General features: G+C 50.8%; 16 protein-coding genes and 2 riboswitches. All 16 genes read left to right on the plus strand.

Annotated features, from left to right (window positions below; translation table 11 throughout):
* Positions 1-131: 131 nt before the first annotated feature.
* A riboswitch (cobalamin riboswitch) is annotated at positions 132-337 on the minus strand.
* A gap of 42 nt (positions 338-379) precedes the next feature.
* Positions 380-588, plus strand: a riboswitch (cobalamin riboswitch).
* A gap of 121 nt (positions 589-709) precedes the next feature.
* The 16 genes from DWX62_RS05565 to DWX62_RS05640 all read left to right on the plus strand — a co-directional run bounded on the left by DWX62_RS05565 (position 710) and on the right by DWX62_RS05640 (position 23,933).
* The gene (locus tag DWX62_RS05565) at positions 710-3,070 is read left to right on the plus strand and encodes a TonB-dependent receptor (RefSeq protein ID WP_009038544.1); all 2,361 of its coding nucleotides are present in this window, start codon (positions 710-712) and stop codon (positions 3,068-3,070) included.
* Positions 3,071-3,091: 21 nt separating this feature from the next.
* Positions 3,092-4,396, plus strand: a complete 1,305-nt coding sequence (locus DWX62_RS05570) for a hypothetical protein (protein ID WP_117599539.1) — start codon at positions 3,092-3,094, stop codon at positions 4,394-4,396.
* A 17-nt stretch (positions 4,397-4,413) separates the two neighbouring features.
* Positions 4,414-5,361, plus strand: coding sequence for a sirohydrochlorin cobaltochelatase (locus DWX62_RS05575; RefSeq protein ID WP_117681281.1), 948 nt, complete (start codon positions 4,414-4,416; stop codon positions 5,359-5,361).
* 69 nt (positions 5,362-5,430) lie between these two features.
* Positions 5,431-6,945, plus strand: coding sequence for a PepSY domain-containing protein (locus DWX62_RS05580; protein WP_005836677.1), 1,515 nt, complete (start codon positions 5,431-5,433; stop codon positions 6,943-6,945).
* A gap of 15 nt (positions 6,946-6,960) precedes the next feature.
* Positions 6,961-10,872 (plus strand): cobaltochelatase subunit CobN, encoded by a 3,912-nt coding sequence (locus tag DWX62_RS05585; RefSeq protein ID WP_120172640.1) that lies wholly within the window; start codon positions 6,961-6,963, stop codon positions 10,870-10,872.
* A 16-nt stretch (positions 10,873-10,888) separates the two neighbouring features.
* Complete coding sequence (locus tag DWX62_RS05590; RefSeq protein WP_120172641.1) at positions 10,889-11,446, plus strand: hypothetical protein; 558 nt, start codon at positions 10,889-10,891, stop codon at positions 11,444-11,446.
* A gap of 33 nt (positions 11,447-11,479) precedes the next feature.
* Positions 11,480-12,085 carry a MotA/TolQ/ExbB proton channel family protein gene (locus DWX62_RS05595; protein WP_005836673.1) on the plus strand — a complete coding sequence of 202 codons (606 nt, stop codon included), beginning with the start codon at positions 11,480-11,482 and terminating at the stop codon, positions 12,083-12,085.
* Between the two features lie 21 nt (positions 12,086-12,106).
* Positions 12,107-12,439: a DUF2149 domain-containing protein gene (locus tag DWX62_RS05600; RefSeq protein WP_005829376.1), complete on the plus strand. Its 333-nt coding sequence runs from the start codon at positions 12,107-12,109 to the stop codon at positions 12,437-12,439.
* Positions 12,440-12,554: 115 nt separating this feature from the next.
* Positions 12,555-14,624 carry a TonB-dependent receptor gene (locus DWX62_RS05605; RefSeq protein WP_207806020.1) on the plus strand — a complete coding sequence of 690 codons (2,070 nt, stop codon included), beginning with the start codon at positions 12,555-12,557 and terminating at the stop codon, positions 14,622-14,624.
* Positions 14,625-14,658: 34 nt separating this feature from the next.
* Positions 14,659-15,483, plus strand: coding sequence for a sirohydrochlorin cobaltochelatase (locus tag DWX62_RS05610; protein ID WP_057087706.1), 825 nt, complete (start codon positions 14,659-14,661; stop codon positions 15,481-15,483).
* Between the two features lie 209 nt (positions 15,484-15,692).
* Positions 15,693-16,592 (plus strand): helix-turn-helix domain-containing protein, encoded by a 900-nt coding sequence (locus DWX62_RS05615; protein WP_005836667.1) that lies wholly within the window; start codon positions 15,693-15,695, stop codon positions 16,590-16,592.
* 99 nt (positions 16,593-16,691) lie between these two features.
* Positions 16,692-18,101 carry a precorrin-3B C(17)-methyltransferase gene (cobJ, locus tag DWX62_RS05620; RefSeq protein WP_034529850.1) on the plus strand — a complete coding sequence of 470 codons (1,410 nt, stop codon included), beginning with the start codon at positions 16,692-16,694 and terminating at the stop codon, positions 18,099-18,101.
* A 99-nt stretch (positions 18,102-18,200) separates the two neighbouring features.
* A complete protein-coding gene (gene cbiE / locus DWX62_RS05625; protein ID WP_120172643.1) occupies positions 18,201-19,469 on the plus strand; it encodes a precorrin-6y C5,15-methyltransferase (decarboxylating) subunit CbiE in 1,269 nt (422 codons plus the stop codon).
* A gap of 11 nt (positions 19,470-19,480) precedes the next feature.
* Positions 19,481-21,334, plus strand: a complete 1,854-nt coding sequence (gene cobM, locus DWX62_RS05630; RefSeq protein WP_022401024.1) for a precorrin-4 C(11)-methyltransferase — start codon at positions 19,481-19,483, stop codon at positions 21,332-21,334.
* Between the two features lie 32 nt (positions 21,335-21,366).
* On the plus strand, positions 21,367-23,262 hold the full coding sequence (gene cbiD / locus DWX62_RS05635; protein WP_120172644.1) for a cobalt-precorrin-5B (C(1))-methyltransferase CbiD: 1,896 nt from the start codon (positions 21,367-21,369) through the stop codon (positions 23,260-23,262).
* Positions 23,259-23,933, plus strand: coding sequence for an outer membrane beta-barrel protein (locus DWX62_RS05640; RefSeq protein WP_057255916.1), 675 nt, complete (start codon positions 23,259-23,261; stop codon positions 23,931-23,933). Before cbiD ends, DWX62_RS05640 begins: the two co-directional genes overlap by 4 nt.
* Positions 23,934-23,984 lie beyond the last annotated feature (51 nt).

Consider the following 23,984-nt stretch of genomic DNA (forward strand, 5'->3'; position numbering starts at 1 on the left):
ACTTTTTCTTTAATATATAAAGGATATATATAGTCACACCACAATGCGGACATACCTTTAACAAAGGCATTCCATTTCTTGTTTAAATGTTCAACTAATATCTTCGTACTGTCTTCCTAACCCACGAGCAAAGGCAGCCTTTAATGAATGGCAGGTCTTCTGACTGACTCCTAATCCTGAAGCCTTCCCGATATTTCAATGCATATCAGTGGCAAGGGTGTTTTTCATGATATAAACGGAGCTTCACAGCAGCGGGACTGTCCGGGATTTACACCCGATTCCCTTTTAATCCAGATGATGGAAACATGCATCCGGAACCAATTCGCGGGCAAAGATAACAAAAATTATCAGGAGTATTCGCAAACCTAATAGTTTTTGTTATCTTTGTCCCAGTTTTGGTTTCACCTCTCCCGGTTCTGTTGGAGATGAGTGATGAAAAAGGGAATCAGGTGCAAATCCTGAACAGACCCGCTGCTGTAAGTCCTTCCAAAATCTTTGAATATTCTACAAGCCACTGTCCGCCCGGCGGATGGGAAGGCATTCAAAGAGGGATAAGTCAGAAGACCTGCCAAGACAACATAGTTTTAGTGCTTTCGGGGAATAAAGCAACAAAACATTGAGTCGAGGCATTCTTTATCCATATAAAGGAATCTTTCTCTTTGTTCATTTTTCCTTGAGGGCAAGTTACGAACGCTTATAAGGAACTGAAATGAGATTCATCACAGGACTGCTATTTACATTTATCTGCCTACTGCCTGCAGGTAGTATGGCACAGAATAAGGTCACCTTATCCGGAAAAGTCATAGACCAGCACGGGACACCGATAGCCCAAGCCACCATCGCTGTGGAAAACACCACCTCCGGCACCTATACGGACGACCGGGGGAAGTATTCACTGCAAGTCGCTCCGGGCAAACACACCTTCGTCGTCTCCTTCCTGGGCTACCAAACCGTGAAACAATCCCTCGACATCCGGCAGGATAAAAAACAGAATTTCACATTGCAGGAAAGCGCCGTGGCATTGAATTCTGTCGAAGTATACGGAAAGACCCAAACGCAGAAAGTGAAGGAAGGGGCCTTTGCTGTCAATGCACTCGACATCAAGCCGATAGTAAACTCACTAAATAACCTCAACGACCTGGTGAACCGTACAACGGGCATCAAGGTGAGAGAGGAAGGCGGGGTTGGCTCGGACTTCGACCTCTCCATCAACGGCTTGTCCGGAAATTCAATCCGCTACTTTCTGGACGGAATGCCACTGGACACCAAAGGAAGCGGTGTTTCCCTCGCCAACTTACCCATTAACATCATAGACCGGATTGAGATATACAAAGGAGTAGTCCCTGCCAGCTTGGGAACAGATGCACTGGGCGGTGCCATCAATATCATTACAAAGCAGGAGAAGAAGAATTATCTGGATGTATCTTACGGCATCGGCTCCTTCCATACACACAAGACGGACCTGAACACCCAGTTCGTAGAAAAGGGAACCGGACTAATAGTCCGGCCAACCGTTGGCATCAACTACTCCAAAAACGATTATAGAATGAAGAATGTGCAGATGCGCGACGAAAGCGGAGACAATTTCATATATGGCAATCCCAAGCGTTTTCATGACGGCTACTTCTCGCTACTGGCACAGGTGGAAGCCGGATTTGTCAACAAATCCTGGGCTGATGCCTTCTTTGTTTCCGCCTCCTATTCAAAAACAGACAAGGAACTGCAGACGGGGTCTGTCCAAAACAAAGTATACGGAATGGCAGAAAGGAATTCCGATTCCTGGAACATCTCTGCCCGCTATCAGAAGTACAACTTCATCCTGAAGAACATGCAACTGAATGCCTCCCTCTCCCACACCTGGGACCATTCCTTGACCGTGGACACTGCCTATCGGAAGTACTATTGGGATGGAGGATACATCGTGAGCCAGCGCAACGAGATTATGGGCAAAGAACCATCCATGCGCCACTACAAGCGTCCGCTCACCATTATGCGCACCAACCTGGACTATCAGCTGAATACCCATCACAGCTTTAATCTGAACTACCATTTGAGCCGTACCGGAAACGACCGCTTCGATGACCTTGATACCAGCTTCGAGCCGTCAAAAGATGTGGTTACCAAACATATCCTGGGACTCTCCTACAACCAGTCTCTGTTGGATGGCAAGATGGAAAACGTATTCTTCATAAAAGACTACATCAACCATCCCAATATCCGGCAGACCGACCAATCCAGCGTGACCGGCTCGAAGGATGTGCAAGGTTCCACCACCAAGAACTACTTGGGCTACGGTGCTGGACTTCGATACACCATCGTAGAACCTTTATCCATCAAAGTATCCTACGAACATAGTGTGAGACTACCCATTGCCCGCGAGCTGTTGGGAAACGGTACCACCATCTATGCCAACGTGGCACTGAAACCGGAAAACAGTAACAACTTCAATGCTTCTCTATTCGGCACATGGCACCCGGGCAATGGACATACATTCTATTACGAGATGAGCGGATTTTTCCGCAAGGTAAACAACTACATTCAGACCAGCATTGCCGAGAAAGAAGGCACGATGCAATATACCAACGTCCCTGCCGTCCACGTGAAAGGTGTGGAAGGGGAAATACGCTACGACTGGCAAGGCAGACTGCAGCTCTCCACCAACGTCAGTTACCAAGACACCCGCGACCAGCAGAAGTACAAGGGCGACGGAAAACCCTCCGCCACCTACAACAACCGTGTGCCCAACCGTCCCTGGCTCTTTGGCAGTGTAGAAGCATACTATACCTTCCGCAACATCGCCCTGCCCGAAAGCAGACTGCGCCTGGGTTGTACCTATCAGTGGGTGCACTGGTACTTTTTGACCTGGGAAGCTTACGGCTCGTATGACAACAAGGCACGCATTCCCGCCCAGCACATCTGTAATGCCGACATCACTTACTCATGGAGACGCGGACGCTATAATCTGGCTTTGGAGTGTACCAACTTCCTCGACAAGACAGCCTATGACAACTACAAGCTGCAGAAGCCCGGACGTGCTTTTTTTGCTAAATTCAGACTATTCATTAACTAATCATTTAATAATTCATTCAAAATGAGAAAATTCAAATTTACACTGATTGCCTTTATGGCTGCCATGATGGCACTGTCATTCACAGCGTGTTCCGATGATGACCCGGAACCTAATCCTAATCCGGACCCGGAAGTCAATGAGGATAACTATCACTTCGACCTATTTGTAACCGTAGACAAGCACGGCGGGATGAGTAGCAAGAATACCACTATCGTCCATAGCGTCAACTCATTGGCCGCAGAGCAGGGTGTCATCACTGTGAAAAGAGAAGGTTCGGAACTGGGAGATTACTCCATGGAGACTATCTCAAAAGGAAAATATTACTACCAAATACCCGCAACCAACGACCGTTTCGTAAAATATCAAATCAAGAACAATGCAGTTCAGGTTATTGCAGAACGTCCTTTCAAGGCCAACAGCTATAAGGTACGTTCCTACACACATGCCTGGATTGATGACAACACACTCGTCATCATGTCTACCAATGGTAAGAAGGACAAGATTCTTTATACGAAACTGAACGCAGAGGACTTGACTATCCTTGCTGAAGGTGAACTCAACATACCAGCCCCCACCAACTGGCTCAAACTGACAAGCTCCGGTATCCTCACCTACCGCAAATCAGACAACAGATTGTACTACTTCTACTATTGGAAAGAGACAGACGGTTTGACGAATATAGACCAGCAAGAGCCTAACTTCCATACAGCCATTATCAACCCCTCTACCATGGAAGTAGAAAAAGATGTGCTCTCTCCCATCGAATGCGAAATGGCAGGAAGCGCTTACGGAGAACTGATGCAAAACTGCGTAATGTACGACGAAGCAGACAATCTCTACCTAGCTTGTTTCCACGAAGAAGATAACGCTTTTTTCAAAGGCATCCTGCTACGTATCAACAAAGGCGAAACAGAATTCGACGCTTCCTACAACGGCTATCCCAATGCCGACGGCAAATTGCTGACCGTTCAATATCTGGAAGGGAACAAAGCCTTAGTGTATGCACGTAATGACAATGCCGATAGACCCGCTGCAGATAAGCAACCCGGCATCGACGCTTACTCTCACTACTACGCCATCCTCGATCTTACCACCGGAACCAAGACACGCTTAAGCTATGATGGCAAGGAAATCGGTTACAGCGGCGGTCGCTTCTCACAGCGTTCTGTCATCTTCAACAACAAAGCATACATTGGTGTAAACACTGAAGAAGATGCCAACGCCGTTATCTACATCTATGACATCAAGACCGGTAATGTAGAGAAAGGAGCCGAAGTGGACGGACGCTTCTACTTCGATATGATACGTGTCATAGAGAACGATTAAAACAAGCATCAGTATTTATGAAGAATTTGTTTGTCTTTTTATTCCTTTGTAATTTCCTCCTCCTCTGCCATGCGCACGGGGGAGGCAATTACGAGCACAGCGATATGCTTGCAAGTATGAAACCCGGTGACAAGGCCGCCCTGCTCATGGTGCACTTCGGCACTACGCATGACGATACCCGTGCCCTTACCATTGATGCCATCAACGCCAAGGCACAAGCCGCCTTCCCGGAGTTGAAGTTCCAAGAAGCCTATACGTCGCGCATCATCATCCGCCGCTTGAAAGAGCGCGGCATCACGAAGCTGACTCCACTGGATGCCATGCTGAAACTGCGCAGCGAAGGTTACACACACCTCATCGTACAGAGTACCAACATCATTGACGGAGTAGAAATGGAATCCCTCCGCCGGGATGTGGAAAGCGCACTACCCTTCTTCAAGGAAATACGTGTAGGTACTCCCCTGCTCTACTCTATCGAAGATGCAGAGAAAGTGGCAAGTATTCTGGGGAACCGCTACAACGCCCCGGCACAAAGCAAGAAAGCTACCAAAGAACACTTCGTCCTTGTGGGCCACGGCACCTATACCCCCAGTACCGCCATCTACAGTCAGATGGACTATATGCTGAAAGCAGGCGGACTGACCAATTTCCATGTGGGCACCATCGAAGGTTATCCAACCTTTGACACCATGCTGGCACAACTGAAAGCCGGGAAAGCCAAACGTGTGACCCTCATACCCTTCATGTTTGTTGCCGGAGACCATGCCAAAAACGACATTGCCGGAGAGTGGAAGGAGATGCTCGAGAAAGAAGGCTTCACCGTCAGTGCACAACTGGAAGGACTGGGACAAATTCCGGAAATTCAAGAAATATTCATTGACCATATCCGTTTCGGACTGAAGCACCGCATGCTGGACATCATGACGAAGAAGGCGGCCTATGCTGCCGGAAAAGACACAGAATAATATACCCATTAGTGGGTATTTAGTGTTCTTGAATCATCTTGTACTTTTGCAGGAAAAACGCGAACGACAATGAATGTTATCACCAAACTGATGTACTCTATTCATAGGATACTGGGCACTTTGCTCTGTATCCTATTTCTCATGTGGTTCCTCTCCGCCTTCGTGATGATGTACCACCGCTTTCCCCGTGTCAGCGCCAAAGAGAAAATGCAAAAGCTGGATATGCTCTCCCAAACCGGAGACTCACTTCCGGACATCTCCTCCGTCACAGCCCGCCTGCCCCGTGGCGTAAAGGTCAGGTCTACGATACTGAACCTCAATGCCGGACACCCCGAGTTCAGCTTTAGTACCACAAAAGGCACGCTTCATTTCCTTGCCGATTCCACCATCTCACGACCCTCTCTGGACAGTGAACACCTGCACCGGACAGCAGCTTTGTGGTGTTCTTCTCCCATTACCCGTATCGACACCCTCCACTCTCTGGACCAATGGATTCCCTTCGCTGAACTGAAAAAGGAAATGCCCATTTATAAAATATACTTTGCCGACGATGCCGGGACACAGCTCTATCTGAGTTCACAAAACGGTGAGGCCTTGCAGTTCTCCAACAGAAGCGAACGCTTCTGGGCATGGCTGGGTGCCATTCCCCACTGGGTATACTTCACCTGGCTGCGGCAGGACACCGTCCTTTGGACTAAGACCGTCATCTGGCTCACAGCTCTGGGTTGTCTCATGGTCATTGCCGGCATTTGGGTAACTGTGGATGTATGGCGTAAGACGCACCGAAGCCGCCATCCCAAGTTCTCCCCCTACCGAAAAAGATGGTATCACTGGCACTACGTCAGCGGAATCTTTTTCGGCATCTTCGTACTGACCTTCACCTTCAGCGGCATGATGTCTCTGGCAGACATTCCCGAATGGATTCATAAACCGGCACTGAAGAAAGGCAGCGCCACACGCACGCTCCATGCCCGTGCCCCACAACCGGAGGATTACCCCTTGGACTACCGCCGTGTCATAGCTGCCTATCCCCAAGCTTTGCAGATAGAGTGGCGCAACTTCCGCGAACATCCCTACTACATCGTAAAAGATAGAAAAAACGAGTATTACATCGATGCCGCCGACAGCCTGCCGCGTCCGTTACAACTCTCCGAAGAAGAAATCCTGAAAGGCGTGGAAAGCATTTATACCTCCCAGCGTGATTCTTCACAACATATCCCCGGCATACGTATCTCCCGGCTCGAACATTTCGAGACCTACTATCGCGACATGAGCAATATGTATCGCGGACGACCCCAGCTTCCCGTCTGGAAGATAACGGTGGACGACCCGGACCGGAGCGTCTATTACATTCACCCGGAAACGGGAATCATCCGCCATGTAGACACCTCCTCCCGCTGGAAATACTGGAGCTATACAGCCCTGCACCGCATGCGTCTGCCCGGTCTGAACTCCAATGCCACCCTGCGCAAGACTGTGCTTTGGGTATTGCTGCTTGGAGGTACAGCCGTTTGCATCACGGGTGTGGCGTTAAGTGTGAATTATATAAGAAGAAAATGTTGTAAAAGACAAAAACGCTATTAACGAGAATAAACTTGTATGAATAAGAAAAGACTTGGAATATTCCTCGGCAGCATAGCCCTATTGATTGTCTGCAGCTTTGCGGCCTATCAGTACTGGCTTGCTCCTACACATATACTTATTATCAACGCAACCCTGGCACAAGCTGCCGACATTGCCCTGAACAATGACTGCGCCCGGATAGAAGTCACCTGCATAAAAAAAGAAGAGGTGAAGGACCTTTCCGGCTATGATGCCATCGTGATGTACAGCAGAGGGCTATACCTTGACGACGGCCAGATTGCCGAAGTGGAACGGGTGGGTGCCAGCGGAGTACCAGTCTTTACGAATACGTTACGAAATTTCACCCTCTCCCTCAATCACAATGTTACCAATGAACAACAGCATACGCTACGGGAGTATCTCAAGAACGGCAACAAGCACAACTACCGGAATGCCTTACTCTACCTGCGCCACATCGCCACTCCCCACCGGTGGGGACACCAGGATTACGAGCCTCCCATCCCATTGCTGGAGAACATGTTCTACCACCGCGAATACGGCCGCTACTTCAGTACTCCGCAAGAGGTGACCGCCTATCTGAAAGAAAAAAATCTCTACCATGAGGACGGACGCAACCTTGCCCTGATTTCCGGACTCAACTTTCCGATGGAAGGAAACCGTGCCCACGTAGATTCCCTCATCACGTGCTTGACACAAGCAGGCTTCAATGTCTATCCTTTCACAGCCGGAGGTCAACCGCGTGCCGATATGATACGTACCCTCCATCCCGATGCAGTAGTCTACCTGCCTATGGGACGGCTGGGCAATGACTCACTCATCAACTGGCTGCACCAGGAAAACATTCCTTTATTCATGCCCTTCCCGCTGATTCAGCCCCACGAGGAATGGCTGGACCCGGATACCCCCGTCAGCGGTGGCACACTGACCGCCCGTGTAGTGGTGCCTGAGATAGATGGAGGCATGCTACCCCTCTGCATCGCTACCCAAAACGAAAACAAACACGGATACTATCTGTACACCGCTGAAAATGAACGGATAGATGCCGTAGTGGACCATATTACCAAGTACATGTCCTTGAGAGACATGTCCAACAAAGAAAAGCGCGTTGCTATCTGTTACTTCAAGACTCCGGGAAAAGACGCCCTGCTGGCAAGCGGTATGGAAGTGATTCCTTCACTCTATAACTTCTTGAAACGCCTGCGTTCGGAAGGGTACGACGTCAGTGGACTGCCTGCTACTGTAGAGGAGTTCGGCAAGCGGATACATCGTGACGGTGCCGTCATGGGTTCGTATGCCAAAGGAGCACAAGAACAGTTTTTGAAAACGGCACACCCGATATGGCTTTCTACCGAGCAATACGAACAATGGGCACACGAAGTACTCCTTCCCGAGAAATATCAGGAAGTAACAGACAGATATGGAGATGCGCCCGGCAATCTGCTGGTAACAGAGGACAGTATTGCCATTGCCTGCTTGCAATTCGGCAATATCCTACTCTTCCCCCAGCCCCGCCCGGCATTGGGAGATGATGAGTTCAAACTGGTGCATGGAATGCCGGTAGCGCCGCCCCACAGCTACCTGGCTCCTTATCTGTATATGCAAAAAGGATTCAAGGCAGATGCAGTGATTCACTTCGGCACCCACGGCAACTTGGAATACACGCCCGGAAAGAATGTGGCACAGTCGCAGGCCGACTGGTCGGATGTACTGATTGGTAACCTCCCCCACTTCTATTTCTATACCACCGGAAACGTAGGCGAGGGTATCATTGCCAAACGCCGGACACATGCCGTACTGGTCACCCATCTCACTCCGCCCTACGTGGAGAGCGGTATGCGCCAACGCTATTCGGCCTTGCTCGAAGATATTCACAAAGTGCTGGACGAAGGTACCGAAAAACACCGAACCCTAGGAATAAGTATCAAAAAAGAAGCCATGCGTCTGGGACTGCATCGCGACCTCAACCTCGACTCCATCTCCAGTGACCCCTACACAACCAAGGAGTTGGAACGTCTGGATGCCTTCACCGAAGAGATAGCCAACGAAAAGATACTGGGTGCGTACTACACCATGAACGAGCCTTATTCTGACCGCGACCTGCTGACTACCACTCTCGCCGTCGCTGCCGACCCGCTGGCATACGAAACGGCCCGCAAGGACCGCGATAAAGGCAAAATCACCACAGAGCAGTTGCAAGACTTCACCTATATAGCCCACCACTACTTGCCTGCCGCCAGGAAAAGGCTGACCGCCTTACTCCAGAATCCACCCAAGGATACTGCATCTGTAGCACCGGAGCTTCGCCCCGCCCTACTCTATCGCGAACAGTTGCTTGCCTCCCCCGTCAACGAACAGAATGCCATGGTGCGTGCACTCAGCGGAGGAACCGTATTCCCTGCGCCGGGAGGTGACCCCGTACTGAACCCGAACGTTCTGCCCACCGGACGCAACATGTACAGCATCAACGCCGAGAATACTCCCAACCCAAGGGCTTGGGAAGATGGAAAGCGATTGGCAGAAGCGACTTTAAAACAGTACATCAGCAAGCACGGCGAATATCCCCGGAAAGTAAGCTATACCTTCTGGGCAGGCGAATTCATCAATACGGAAGGAGCTACGCTGGCCCAGGTATTCTGGATGCTGGGAGTAGAACCCGTACGCGACGCCCAAGGCAGAGTGGTTGACCTGAAACTGGTGCCCAGTGAAGAACTGGGGCGTCCGCGCATCAATGTGCTGGTACAAGTGTCCGGACAGCTACGCGACATAGCCGGTTCCCGCTTGAAGTTACTGACCGATGCTATACGTCTGACATCGGAAGCCGGAGATGAGACCTATCCCAACTATGTGGCATCGGGTACACTGTTGCAGGAAAAATTACTGGTAGAAAAGGGAACTTCCCCCAAACGTGCCCGTGAAATGTCTGTGATGCGTGTATTCGGACCGGTCAACAGCGGATACAGTACCGGTATGATGGCCTATACCGAGCACAGCGGCTCGTGGGAAAGCGAAAAGGAGATAGCCGAAGGATACCTCAACAATATGGGTGCCTCTTATGGGGACGACGAAAATTGGGGAGACGTCCAGGAAGGTTTGTTTGCCTCGGCACTGTCCGAAACGGATGTTGTCATCCAGCCCCGTCAAAGTAACACATGGGGCCCCATCTCCCTGGATCATGTATACGAATTTACGGGTGGACTCTCGCTCACCGTCAAAACCGTGACCGGCAAGGAACCGGATGCTTATATGGCAGACTACCGCAACCGGACCAACCGCCGCATGCAGGATGCCAAAGAGGCCATTGCCGTAGAGACACGTTCCACCATCTTGAACCCTACCTTTATACAAGAGCGGATGAAAGGCGGGGAAGGTTCGGCGCAGATGTTCGGCGAAATCTTCCGCAACATCTTCGGCTGGCACGTCATGCGTCCGTCGGCCATGGACAAAGAACTGTTCAATGACTTGTATAGAATGTATATAAAGGATGAGAATAAGCTGGGCATTCACGAGTACTTCCTCCGCGTCAATCCCGCCGCATTCCAGGCTATGACAGCCGTCATGCTGGAAAGCGCCCGCAAAGGTTACTGGAAAGCATCTGATGAGCAACTGAAAACCACTGCTTCCCTGCATGCACAAATCACACGCGAAAAAGGTGCCGCTTGTACCGAATTCGTTTGCGACAATGACAAGCTACAGTCGTTCGTTGCCGACCAGTTGGATAATAGCGAGAAGCAGACCTATACCCAGAACATGAAGGAGGTACACGAAGCATCCGCAACCGATGGCAAGGATGTCGTACTGAAAGAACACAAACTGACTTCCGAACAAACGGTACGTAAGAACAGGGTGAACGGAGTGATTGCAGGCAGTCTTGTCGTCATCACCTTCATCGGACTGGTCGTACTGTTGAAGAAAAGAAAAAAAGAATAAATAGAAACAGAGTATTATGGAATACGCCATTCATCTGTTAGCCCTATTCATCGCCCTCAATTTTCTATTAAAGGTGGGGTTCTATCCACGCTGGGGAATGTGGACGGTTGCCGCAGGCTATGCCTTTTTTGCGTGGCTGGTGACTCCATGGATGACGGAACAGTCCAAGACCGTGGTGGCAGCTTTCTTTGCCTCCCGTCCACAGATGTTGAACTTGTCGGTATGTGTCACTCTGGAAGCCGCCGTAATGATAACTTTCTGTTTCGACTGTTTCGCAGAAATGCGTACCCGCAACACGGCCTTCAAACAAGCGGTCACCCTCTTCCTGAAGTTATACCCCGGCATACTGATAGGCGGAGTAATATGCTATGTCCTGGCACTGCTGCTTTTCACTTTTCCCGGAATAGATTTCGGCAGTCTCTCATGGATAGCAGCCGGCGTTACTTTCTTTGCAGTCGGTGCCGGTAGCCATTTGCTGCGATATGCTATCGGTGACAAGCCGCTGCGCTTGGAAGTATTGTTCATTGTCAATATTTTCATTGTTATATTGAGCATCATTGCCACGGGCTATTGAAACGAATTAAAGAATTAAAAACTAAAAAGATATATGGAAACAATCTCAAACACACTGTTCTGGATTTCAAACGGGCTGCTGGTTCCCGTCGTAGTCCTGCTGCTGCTATTCTTTCTACGTGCCATTATCCTTGCGGGAGGTTTCTTCGGCGAGTTCTACCAGCGGATGAAATTACAGAAGCAATTCACTGAAACACTGGAGAACATCATCCCAGAGAATATAGACGGACTGCTGCAGCAACTCCCATCGGCAGGCAACTCCCCTCTCCTCCGCAGCTTGTCCAAATTGTCCGCACACCGGGACGACGCTGCCTACTGCGAACACCTGCTTGCCAACTATGAAGTGGAAGCCGAGAAGGAGTTGGAACGTTCGCGTACATTCATCAAACTGGGTCCCATGTTGGGACTGATGGGTACCCTCATCCCGATGGGTCCCGCACTGGTGGGGCTGGCACAAGGAGACATCTCCTCCATGGCCTACAATATGCAGGTGGCTTTTGCCACTACAGTGGTAGGTTTGGTCATTGCTGCTGTCGGCATCATTACCCTGCAAGTGAAACAACGCTGGTATGCCCGCGAAATGAACGACTTGGAATATCTGTACAAAGTGATAAGCCGCCAAACGGCCGAAAAGGAATAACGGACTAACGATACGAAAACTATGAAGAGTAAGAGAAACAGATTACTGCACAGCGATTCGGACTCCGACCCCATGGGTACGGTAGCCAATCTTTTTGACGTAGCAATGGTCTTTGCCGTAGCCTTGATGGTGGCTCTCGTCTCCCGCTTCAATATGACGGAGATGTTTTCTAAAGAAGACTTCACCATGGTGAAGAATCCCGGAAAGGAAAATATGGAAATCATTACCAAAGAAGGGCAGGAAATCAAGAAATACACTCCCAGCGAAGACCAAAAGACCTCCGGTAAAAGAGGAAAGAAAGTGGGAGTTGCCTATCAGCTTGAAAATGGAGAGATTATCTATGTGCCGGAATAAGGGAATACAGTACCTATTAATAGCTATTTGGCCATCGCAGTATAACAACTATTAAGTATTTCACCCTCCGATAATGGTATGTACCTTTGCAGCGTTATATAAAATAAAACAATATATGATAAAGCAAAGACTTCTCACAGCTCTCCTTATGGGAGGAATCATCGCCACCGGTGCCTATGCACAAGCAGAAAAAGGTGACAGCGACGATATGACCAAGAAAACTCACGAGTTGAACCCGGTCGTAGTAACGGGTACGGGTACACATCAGCGACTGAAGAACACTCCGTCTCCGGTATCGGTTATCACTGCCAACGAGATAAAGCGTGCCGGTATCACCGACTTCCAGCAGGCCTTGACCATGATGGTACCCTCGCTCTCCTTCCGTCCGAACGCGATGGGGTCCTATCTGATGATGAACGGACTCTCCAACAAACACGTGCTGATATTAGTAAACGGACGCAAGGTCACGGGAGACATCACCGGTAACATCGACCTCAACCAAATAGATATGACCCGCATCAAGCGCATCGAGGTGCTGAACGGAGCCGCTTCTTCCCTTTATGGTTCGGATGCCATCGGCGGTGTAATCAATATCATTACCAACGAGCCTAAAGATGTGGTAGCCTTCAGCAGCAATAGCAGCTATACGAGAAAGAATCAATTCTCCCAAGGCTTGAATCTGGACATCGCCCAAGGAAAAATAGGGTCCTATACTTCCTATAAATACGACCACTCCGACGGTTGGCAAAACAGCCATCTGACAGAAGATGGAGAAGACATCATCGAAACGATTGCCCCGCTCTCCCTGGGCTACAGCTCGAATAACTTTTCGCAGAAGTTTACCTATGATGCTACGGACCAGCTTTCCTTCTATGCCAACGGCGGATACTACAACCGCGGACTCGAACGTCCGGTAGAACGCGAAGACATCACCGGCGGAAGCAAGTACAACACTACCTACGAAGGTTACAACTGGGGGGCAGGCGCCAAATACAAACTGAGTAAACGCAACGTTATCCAGTTCGACTATTCAGGAAACAATTACGCATCACGCTATAAATACCTGATAGAAAACAGCGGATACCTGCCCGGACAGTATGCGCTTACCAAGCTTCAGAAATTCCATGATGCCGAGTTGAAAGGTATCTTCGGTTTTACAACCAACAGCACTACGGTGTTCGGTGTGGACTATCGCCGTGAAGTACTCCGCCGTCCCGACTCCGATTTGGACAAAAGTGTCTATACGGCATCAGCCTACGGCCAGCATGAAGTGAAGCTATGGAACCATCTGACCGGTGTTGTGGGTGTACGCTACGACCATCACGAACAGACGGGCGGACGCTTCACCCCCAAAGTGGCAGCCATGTACAACATAGGCAACTTCAATGTACGTGCCACCTATGCTGCCGGATTCCGCGCTCCGGGAATTGACGAGCTCTACTACCACATGTTCAAGAAGACAATGGGTACACGAGCCACCATCTCATTGGGTGACGAGAACCTCGACCCCGAACACAGCAACTATTACTCCATCAACATGGAATACCGTACCAACCGTTTCAGTGCTTCTGTCACCGGTTACCTGAACTATGTAAAGAACATGGTAACTTCCAAATCCACTAAATTCGATGACCTACCGGAAGCAGAGCAGAACCAGTTGCGTGAAGAGTTCCCCGAAATCGGTGACCTTTCATCCACAAAAAACCTAAGTGTCAAAAACTACTTCAACTTCGAGAAAGCTACCGTCAAAGGCTTTGAAGTGAACTTGAACGGCAATCTGTTCCCGGGCTTCACCCTGGCCGGAAACTATACCTACGCCTATGGACGCGGTCTGAACGAAGGAGGCGAATGGCAAAACATCGAGCGCAGCATACGCCATACAGCCACCATCACCGGAAACTATACACACAGCTGGAGCGACTATACCTTGAACCTCAACCTGAACGGTCGTCTGCAAAGCAAAGTCTATTATCCGGGTGACGCAGACGGCAATGCTCCGGGTTACGGCATCTGGAACCTCAATACCCGCCATACCTTCGACGGCTTCCGCAACTTTGTCATCGAACCGGGCATCGGCATAGACAATATCTTCAACAAGAAAGACAACCGCCCGCTGAACAAGAACTTCGCCTTGTATTCTCCGGGACGTTCGGTAGTAATCAGCCTGGCACTCAGACTAAAATAATCTCTCCATAACGCATTTAGAAACAACAACAATTATGAAACATTTTTTCATCACTCTCTATTTACTCGGCATCAGCCTCTTCTCCTCCGCACAACAAGAGGAGAAGGCGGCTCTGCTCATCACCCATTATGGCAGTTCGGACCCTCAGACACGTGCCTTGACGCTCGACGTCGTGACCCGTGAGGCACAAGAAGCCTTTCCGCAGTTTACAGTGCGCGAAGCATACATCTCGCCGATTGTACGAAAAAGACTTGCCAAGGAGGGTGTGTACAAAGACAGCCCTACGGATGCACTGCTGAAACTTCGCGCCGAAGGCTACCGGACCATCTACGTCCAGAGCACCACCTTGATAGAAGGCAGTGAGATGACCTCCGTCCGCAGGGATGCAGACAAGCTCCGTCCCTTCTTCAAGGAGATAAAAGTGGGAAATCCCCTGCTCTACTCCGTCGAAGACTGCGAGAAGGTAATCGGTATACTGACCGCCGAACAGCCGGAAAAGAAAGAAGACATTGTCTATGTGGGGCACGGCAACCAGCTACCCAGCACGGCTACTTACGCCATGCTCGACTTCATGATGAAAGCCCATGGACTGAAGAACTTCCACGTCAGCACCATTGAAGGATATCCTACCCTGGACGCAACCCTGCTGCAACTGAAAGAGACACGCCCCAAGAGCGTGACATTGGTTCCGTTGCTGTTGGTATGCGGCAACCATACCAAGGAAGATATTGCCGGCGTGTGGAAGACGGAACTTGAAAAGCAAGGCTATCAAGTGAATGTACGCATGCAGGGACTGGGCGAAAACAAAGCCATCCGCCAGCTCTATATGGAACACATCAAAGCTATGCTAAAAGATTGATAACCAGCAAGCGTAAAAGGGCTACACCTTTTACATACCAAGGCTACACCCTTTGCTCCGGATGGCTACACCATCCCGGACAAAGGGTGTAGCTCTTTTCAATGTACACAGATTACGGACATTTGTAACCATATTACGGATTCCTCCTCCTGCGATATGGAACTTTCCGGATTATTCTCTACATTTGTACAAAACTAACAGGAACGTTTATGGAAGAAGTAATCAAGCTCAATGCTGTAGACCAATACAACAAGATGTTCGGTCTCGAAACCCTGCATCCGCTGGTCAGCGTAGTCGATTTGTCCGAAGCCACCGGATATCCCAGGCATTTCACCTTGAACTATGGCGTATACGCCCTTTTCCTCAAAAACACCAAATGCGGAGACATACGCTATGGAAAACAGTATTACGATTACCAGGAAGGCACGGTAACCAGCTTCGCCCCGGGCCAGGTGACCGAGGTCAACATGCTGGAAGGTATGCAGCCCAGCGCCTCCGGCCTGCTGTTCCACCCCGACTTGATAAAAGGCACCTCGCTGGGACAGGGAATAAAGCAGTATTCCTTCTTTTCCTATTCCTCTACCGAGGCACTGCATTTGTCCGAAGACGAGAAAGAAATCTTCCTCGACTGTCTGAAGAAGATTAAGATGGAAATCCAACGCCCCATCGACAAGCACAGCAAGGGTCTGATTGCACGCAACATCGAGCTACTGCTGGACTACTGCATGCGTTTCTACGAACGCCAGTTCATCACCCGCTCGGCAGCCAACAAAGACATCCTGATGAAATTTGAAGCACTGATAGACGACTATTTCCAGAGCGACAAACCGCAGACCGAAGGACTGCCTTCCGTGAAATACTTCGCAGACAAAGTGTTCCTCTCCTCCAACTATTTCGGAGATTTGGTGAAGAAGGAAACCGGAAAGACGGCGCAGGAATATATCCAGAACAAAATCATCGACCTGGCCAAAGAAATGATTATAGGAAGCGGGAAGACGGTCAGCCAGATTGCCTATGAGCTGGGATACCAGTATTCGCAGCACTTCAACCGCGTGTTCAAGAAGAACGTAGGCTATACTCCGAGCGAATACCGGCACTTACAGGTTTAGACAATAAGGATTCACCACAGATTACGCGGATTAACACAGAGTTTTTTCGGTTTCATCAAATATAAGTTCTATCTTTGTATGCCAATAGAACATATGGATATGAAACACCCCAAAATAATTGTTGCCGGCATCGGACCGGGCAATGAATCGGATATAACTCCCGCCGTAATTTCCGCTTTGCAAGAATCAGATGTAGTGGTGGGATATAAGTACTATTTCCAATTTGTAACCCCTTATCTCCACCCCTCAACAGCATGCATAGATACCGGCATGAAGCGTGAGCGCGCCCGTGCCGAGCAGGCTTTCGAGCTGGCGGAGCAGGGAAAGACGGTCTGCGTCATCAGTTCCGGGGATGCGGGCATTTATGGTATGACGCCGCTTGTCTACGAGATGAAGCGGGAAAGGAACAGCGACGTAGAAATCGTTTCGCTGCCGGGCATCAGCGCTTTCCAAAAGGCAGCCTCACTGCTGGGAGCTCCCGTAGGACATGACTTCTGTGTCATCTCCCTTTCAGACCTGATGACTCCCTGGGAACGTATTGAAAGACGTATCACCGCAGCCGCTGCCGCCGACTTCGTGACGGCAGTCTACAACCCCAAAAGTGAAGGACGCTACTGGCAGCTTTACCGCTTGAAAGAACTCTTTCTGCAGGAAGGACGCTCACCGGAAACGCCCGTGGGATATGTGCGCCAGGCAGGACGCCCGGAACAAGCGGTACACATCACCACGCTGGGAGATTTCAATCCCGAAGAGGTGGATATGTTTACAGTCGTATTGATAGGCAACTCACAGTCCTACGAATGGAACGGAGCCTTCATCACTCCGCGCGGCTATTACCGGGACACGAATACCGAAGCCACGGGCATCGGGCAAGACATCATGATTCGCAGTTTCCGTACCATCGAAAAGGAACTGAAGAACAAGCATATTCCCCTCGACCATAAATGGGCTTTACTCCATGCCATACATACCACCGCCGATTTTGAAATGGAGCATCTGCTGCATACGGACGAAGGTGCCGTGGCTTCCTTGTATCAAGCCATCGAGAAAGGCGGAATCAAGACGATTGTCACAGACGTCACGATGGCAGCCAGCGGTATCCGCAAAGGAGCTTTGCAGCGGCTGGGCATAGAGGTGAAATGTTACCTCGGCGACCCGCGCACGGCGACGATGGCTGCAGAGAAAGGCCTCACCCGTACCCAGGCAGGCATCCGCCTGGCTGTGGAGGAGCATCCCGATGCTTTCTTTGTATTCGGCAATGCACCTACGGCACTTATGGAACTCTGCGACCTGATACGTAAGGGCAAGGCACATCCGGCGGGCATTGTTGCCGCACCGGTAGGCTTTGTGCATGTGCAAGAGTCCAAACACATGGTGAAACCCTTTACGGAAATACCCAAGATTATCGTAGAAGGACGTAAGGGAGGCAGCAACTTGGCTGCCACGCTGGTGAACTCCGTGTTGTGCTACAACGATGCGGAGCAGTTGCGCCCGGGCAGGGATGTGTAAGTGAAAAAAGACATTCCATAACATTACTTGTTACGACCGATAACATTACTTGTTATGCCCCTTTACATTACTTGATATTTTCATAAGATTACCCGTTGAATGAAACACAGATTTATAATCATAGGAATGGATGACAACCGTTCCCCCTTCTTTCCACCGGAAGCACTGGCGCAGATACGGAAGGGGAAGGTTTTCTCCGGTGGCATACGGCATAAGGAGATTGTCGGTCCTCTGCTGCCTGCCGGGGCCGAATGGATTTCCATCACCGTACCGCTGGACCGCGTCTTTTCCCGTTATGAAGAAATATTTGCCCGCTTCGAAGAGACGGCGACGGACGACTCCATCATTGTATTCGCTTCCGGCGACCCGTTGTTCTTCGGTTTTGCCAATACCATAAAGCGCAAGCTTCCCGGGGCAGACATTCTGCTCTATCCCGCTTTCAATTCCTTGCAGACATTGGCACACCGCCTCGTCATGCCGTATGACGACATGTGCACCGTCTCCCTGACAGGACGTCCCTGGCAGGAGTTCGACCGTGCCCTCATAGAGCGTGCCCCCAAAATAGGCATCCTCACCGACCGCGAACATACCCCGGCCACCATTGCCGCCCGCATGCTGGAATACGGGTACTCCCATTACACACTATACATCGGCGAGCATCTCGGCAATCCCGAAAAGGAACGCATACGCCGGATGACACCCCGGGAAGCGGTTGCCGGCGACTTCGAACATCCCAACTGCCTGCTGCTGGACAGCCATCCCGGACAATGCCGCACAAACTCCCTGCACGGCAGCGTACAAGCCCCGGACTTTCCAGTCCGTCCCTTCGGCATCCCCGATGAAGAGTTTGCACATCTTGACGGACGCGCCCGCATGATAACCAAGGCTCCCATCCGCCTGCTCACCCTGCAGGCATTGGAACTGAACCGCCGCCGCGTCTTCTGGGACATCGGTTTCTGTACCGGTTCCGTCTCCATCGAAGCCCGCCTGCAATTCCCCCATCTCGCCGTCATCTCCTTCGAGATACGTCCCGAAGGAAAAGAGCTGATGGACACCAACTCCCGCCGCTTCGGCGCACCGGGCATTACGGCGGTAACCGGAGATTTCCTGCACACCGACCTCACTCCCTTTGCCCGCCCCGATGCCGTCTTCATCGGTGGACACGGCGGACATCTGGAGGAAATGATAGAGAAAGTGAAACAAGTGCTGCACCCCGAAGGCTGTATCGTTTTCAACTCCGTATCGGCAGAAAGCAAGGAGGCGTTCTGCCGAGGAATCGAGCGGAACGGAATGGTGCTCCACCCTTCCACCCATATCGCCTTGAACGAATATAACCCCATTGAAATTATGAAAGCCACGCTTTCTTAAACATACCCATTATGAAAACAGCTATTATTCTAATCTCCGAAGCCGGTTTGAGCATAGCCCAATCACTGCTCAACGAACTTCCCGACTCCGAAATCTTCACCCTCAGGCACGAAGAGGGATGCACACATATAGAATCCGCCGGCAAATTCACAGCGGAAAACTTCAACCGCTATGATGCCTTTGTCTTCATTGGCGCCATGGGAATCTGTGTCCGCACCATCGCTCCTTGCGTGAAGAACAAATATACCGACCCTGCCGTGGTTTGCGTGGACAGTACCGGTAAATTTGCCATCTCCGTACTTTCCGGACACATCGGAGGAGCCAACGAACTGACCCACCAGGTAGCGAATATCCTCGGGGCCGAACCGGTAGTCACCACGCAAAGCGACTGCACCGGTCTATGGGGACTCGATACCCTGCCCCAACGTTTCGGGTGGTTTCCGGTCATCAACGCCGAGCCCTCCACCCTCCTGTTGGCAGAACTTGCCAAGACGCCCGAAGAGAAAAAAAGAGTATGCATGAACGAGCATATCAGCCTCTTCGTTTCCGGCAAGCCCACCGCCCTGCTGCTCACGGTGCGCAATGAAGGTACGGACTGGATGGAGGCGCACCTGCCGCCTCATGTAGAAGTATTCTACCGGGTGCAGGACATTAAACCTTCACGCTTCAAACTGATTCTGTGCGTATCTCCCCAAGTCCCCAACTTCCCGGAAATGCCTATGATATGCTACGTGCCCTGTGTCGTACACCTCGGCATCGGCCTTGCCCGGCTGGCAGGCCCTGTGCGGAAAGTGGAGAAAGAGATTATGAACACGCTGAAGGAATACGGTATCATGCCCCAAAGCATCGCCTCCATCTCCACGATTAAAGCCAAAAGTGACGAACCGGTAGTGAAAGCGCTCCAAAAGAAGTTCCCGGTCTACTTCTATACAGCCGAGGAACTGACAGAGATAGAGGTGCCCCATCCCAGCAAAACCGTCATGAAGCACATGGGTACCCCCAGCGTCAGCGAAGCCGCCGCCTTACTGAGTGCAAACAACTCCCGGCTGCTGGTGCCCAAGAAGAAAGGAGAGAACTATACCGTGGCCGCCGCCCTCGACATAAGAACTGTGCGCCAGGGCCACATCGAAATAGTGGGTGCCGGCCCGGGCGACCCGGACCTGGTTTCCGTACGCGGACGCCAAATGCTGGAACGCGCCGACCTCATTCTGTATGCCGGCAGTCTCGTTCCCAGGGAGCTGACTCTCTGTGCCAAGGCCGGGGCTACCGTACTCAGCTCCGCTTCCATGGATTTGGAAGAACAATTTGAAGTGATGAAGAAGTTCTATGACAAGGGAAAATTCATCGTACGCCTGCATACGGGTGACCCTTGTATCTATGGTGCCATTCAGGAACAGATGAACTACTTTGACCAGCACGGTATGAGCTACCACATCACCCCCGGCATATCCTCCTTCCAGGCGGCGGCAGCTGCCTTGAAGTCGCAGTTCACCATTCCGGAAAAAGTGCAAAGCATCATCCTAACACGCGGCGAAGGACGTACGCCCATGCCCGAACGCGAAAAGCTACATCTCATGGCACGCTCACAAAGTACCATGTGCATCTTCCTCAGTGCAAGCATTGCGAAGCAGGTGCAGGAAGAACTGTTGCAGGAATATCCGGAAACTACCCCCGTAGCTGTCTGCTACCACTTGACATGGAAAGACGAACAAATATTCAGGGGGGAACTCAAAGACCTTGCCAGAATAGTGAAGGAAAATAACCTCACCTTGACAACCATGATTGTCGTAGGCGAAGCCATCGGCAACCGTGAAGGTCTGTCACGGCTCTATGCACACGAGTTCAAGCATCTGTACCGGAAATAAATCAACGATTAATCACCCATAAACATTCAAACATGATATTAATATTTGGCGGAACCACCGAAGGACGCATAGCCATCCAAACCCTTGAAGAAGCCGGAAAAACTTTCTACTATTCTACCAAAGGGGATGAGCAGGACGTACTTCTGCATAATGGCATCCGCCTGCAAGGCGCGATGGATGCAATAGAAATAGAAACATTCTGTGCACAGCATCACATAAAGCTGCTGATAGACGCCGCGCACCCCTTTGCCACACAGCTGCATGAGACTCTGGAACAAGTCTCCGTGGAATCGAATATCCCCGTCATCCGTTTCGAGCGTATCTTCCCGGAACGCGATGAAGAACACATCACCTGGTGCAGGGATTATGACGATGCCATCGAGAAGATACAGAAAGAAAAGATTTTCATCTTACTTGCACTGACCGGCGTACAGACCATAGGTAAGCTGAAGCCTTTGTGGCAGAATGCCTGCTGTTACTTCCGCATCCTTGACCGTGACAGCTCGCGCAAGCTCGCCCGGGAACAAGGTTTCTCCGAGAAGAACCTCTACTACTACACGCCCGGAGAAGACGAGCAAATCCTGATGAAACAGCTTCATCCCGAAGCCATCCTCCTCAAAGAAAGCGGGATATCCGGTGGATTCTGCGAGAAGGTGGAAGCTGCCCGGCAACTGGGTATACGCATCTTTGCCATCTGCCGCCCCAAGACATCCGGCAAGTTTATCTGTGTAAACGGCGAGCATGGCCTGCGCCGCATAATCGAGAAACATTTACCCGACTTCTTCCCCCTGCGCAGCGGACTGACCACCGGAACATGTGCCGCCGCTGCCGCCGTAGCCGCCACCTGGGATGTATTCAATATCTACTTCAAAAAGCGTCCTACGGAATTTCCGGTAGTTCTTCCCAACGGAGAAACCATCCAGGTTCCCGTAGAGCCTCAGCACCATATTCCCCACTCCGACCTTCTGGAAAACGGTGACGGCATGTTCGAGACAAGCGCTACCGTCATCAAGGATGCCGGCGACGACCCGGACATCACCAACGGGATGAAAGTTGTGACCAATATAGCCATACCTTTCCGCATAGACGACCCGCTGCCGGAAGACACTCCCCAGGACGACTACAACATCATCGTCTGCGGCGGCGAAGGCGTAGGTGTCGTCACCATGCCCGGTCTGGGACTTGAGCTCGGTAGCTCTGCCATCAACGACACCCCGCGCGAAATGATAAAGAAGAACGTCAAGCTATGGCTTGAACGCCTCCATATTGCCAAACAGCCCAATCCTATTCTCATTACCATCTCCATCCCCGGTGGAGAAGAAATAGCCAAACGCACCTTCAATCCCCGCCTCGGTATCGAAGGAGGCATTTCCATTATCGGGACCTCCGGCATCGTGAAGCCATTCTCCTCGGAAGCCTTCGTCAATTCCATCCGGAAGTCCATGGAAGTGGCAAAGGCGACCCGGAACCCTCGTATCGTCATCAGCTCCGGTGCAAAGAGCGAACGTTTCATCAAGGCGTATTATCCCGACCTCCCCACCCAGGCTTTCGTGCATTACGGCAACTTTATCGGCGAAACCTTGAAAATAGCAGCCGAAGAGCAAGTACCGCACGTCACCCTCGGCGTGATGATGGGAAAGGCCGTGAAACTGGCCGAAGGCAATCTGGATACCCACAGCAAGAAAGTGACCATGAATAAGGAATTCATTCAAGACCTGGCACGCCAGACGGGATGCAGCGAAGAAACACTTGCCGCCATCGGACAGATGAACCTGGCGCGCGAACTCTGGGACATCATTCCCGAAGAGCTGCTGGAAAAGTTTGGCAAGGCACTGATTGAGCTCTGTCACCGGCACTGTGCCCCCTTACTGCCCAATGGCGAACTAACAATATTACTCATAACCGAAAACGGAAAAATTTACTCATGAAGAAGAAGATAATCATTACCGTCTGTATGGCAATGACCGTACTGACCGGTCTGGCACAAAGCCCGCTGTCCTTTCATGCAAAAGCTGGAATCGGTACCTCCCATTTTCATGGAAAACACTCCAGTAGTGACACCCAAATAGCTTACAAAGCTGGTGTCGGTGCAGAATATGTCCTCAACAAGACCTGGGTGCTGCAATCCGCATTGGAATTCGTGTCCATCGGCGGTAAAGACGAGATAAGCCACATCGGCAAGGCCAAAATGCATGAACTGTATCTGCAAATCCCCCTCATGATAGCGGCCCGCCTCCATCTGGGCAGGGATTATCATGCCTCGCTGAGCGTCGGCCCTTATGCGGCCATAGGCGTGGCAGGCAAGACCTCCGGCGAGACCTACGATTATAGCAGCAGCAGTATGCAGGGAGGATACCAGTTCAAGATAGACACTTTCGGCAGTATGGTAGACGGGAAAATGGGTAACAACCGTTTCGATGCAGGTATTGCCCTGGGACTTACTTTTGAATACAGAAGATTCATCATCGGTGCAGAGACACAAGTGGGACTGGTAAAAGTCAATGAGCAGATAAACCAGATGATAGGTCATTCGGAAGAAAGAGGATATTTCCCCAAGAACTTCGCCGCATTCTTCACGCTGGGGTACCGGTTCTGGTAAGGGAACATTTTGCCATACAGAGTTGTTTAGTATACAAACAGATACTCAACA

It is taken from the genome of Bacteroides sp. AF20-13LB (genome assembly GCF_003603065.1).
In the GTDB taxonomy this organism is placed as follows: Bacteria; Bacteroidota; Bacteroidia; order Bacteroidales; family Bacteroidaceae; genus Bacteroides; species Bacteroides uniformis.

Excerpts from the sequence above, each read along its gene's own strand:
- DWX62_RS05600 (WP_005829376.1), top strand. The coding sequence starts at position 12,107 with ATGAAGAGTAAGAGAAACAGATTACTGCACAGCGATTCGGACTCCGAC.
- DWX62_RS05640 (WP_057255916.1), top strand. The coding sequence starts at position 23,259 with ATGAAGAAGAAGATAATCATTACCGTCTGTATGGCAATGACCGTACTG.
- cbiD (WP_120172644.1), top strand. The coding sequence starts at position 21,367 with ATGATATTAATATTTGGCGGAACCACCGAAGGACGCATAGCCATCCAA.
- DWX62_RS05590 (WP_120172641.1), top strand. The coding sequence starts at position 10,889 with ATGGAATACGCCATTCATCTGTTAGCCCTATTCATCGCCCTCAATTTT.
- DWX62_RS05565 (WP_009038544.1), top strand. The coding sequence starts at position 710 with ATGAGATTCATCACAGGACTGCTATTTACATTTATCTGCCTACTGCCT.
- DWX62_RS05610 (WP_057087706.1), top strand. The coding sequence starts at position 14,659 with ATGAAACATTTTTTCATCACTCTCTATTTACTCGGCATCAGCCTCTTC.
- DWX62_RS05575 (WP_117681281.1), top strand. The coding sequence starts at position 4,414 with ATGAAGAATTTGTTTGTCTTTTTATTCCTTTGTAATTTCCTCCTCCTC.
- DWX62_RS05615 (WP_005836667.1), top strand. The coding sequence starts at position 15,693 with ATGGAAGAAGTAATCAAGCTCAATGCTGTAGACCAATACAACAAGATG.
- DWX62_RS05570 (WP_117599539.1), top strand. The coding sequence starts at position 3,092 with ATGAGAAAATTCAAATTTACACTGATTGCCTTTATGGCTGCCATGATG.
- cobM (WP_022401024.1), top strand. The coding sequence starts at position 19,481 with ATGAAAACAGCTATTATTCTAATCTCCGAAGCCGGTTTGAGCATAGCC.
- DWX62_RS05605 (WP_207806020.1), top strand. The coding sequence starts at position 12,555 with ATGATAAAGCAAAGACTTCTCACAGCTCTCCTTATGGGAGGAATCATC.
- DWX62_RS05595 (WP_005836673.1), top strand. The coding sequence starts at position 11,480 with ATGGAAACAATCTCAAACACACTGTTCTGGATTTCAAACGGGCTGCTG.
- cbiE (WP_120172643.1), top strand. The coding sequence starts at position 18,201 with ATGAAACACAGATTTATAATCATAGGAATGGATGACAACCGTTCCCCC.
- cobJ (WP_034529850.1), top strand. The coding sequence starts at position 16,692 with ATGAAACACCCCAAAATAATTGTTGCCGGCATCGGACCGGGCAATGAA.
- DWX62_RS05585 (WP_120172640.1), top strand. The coding sequence starts at position 6,961 with ATGAATAAGAAAAGACTTGGAATATTCCTCGGCAGCATAGCCCTATTG.
- DWX62_RS05580 (WP_005836677.1), top strand. The coding sequence starts at position 5,431 with ATGAATGTTATCACCAAACTGATGTACTCTATTCATAGGATACTGGGC.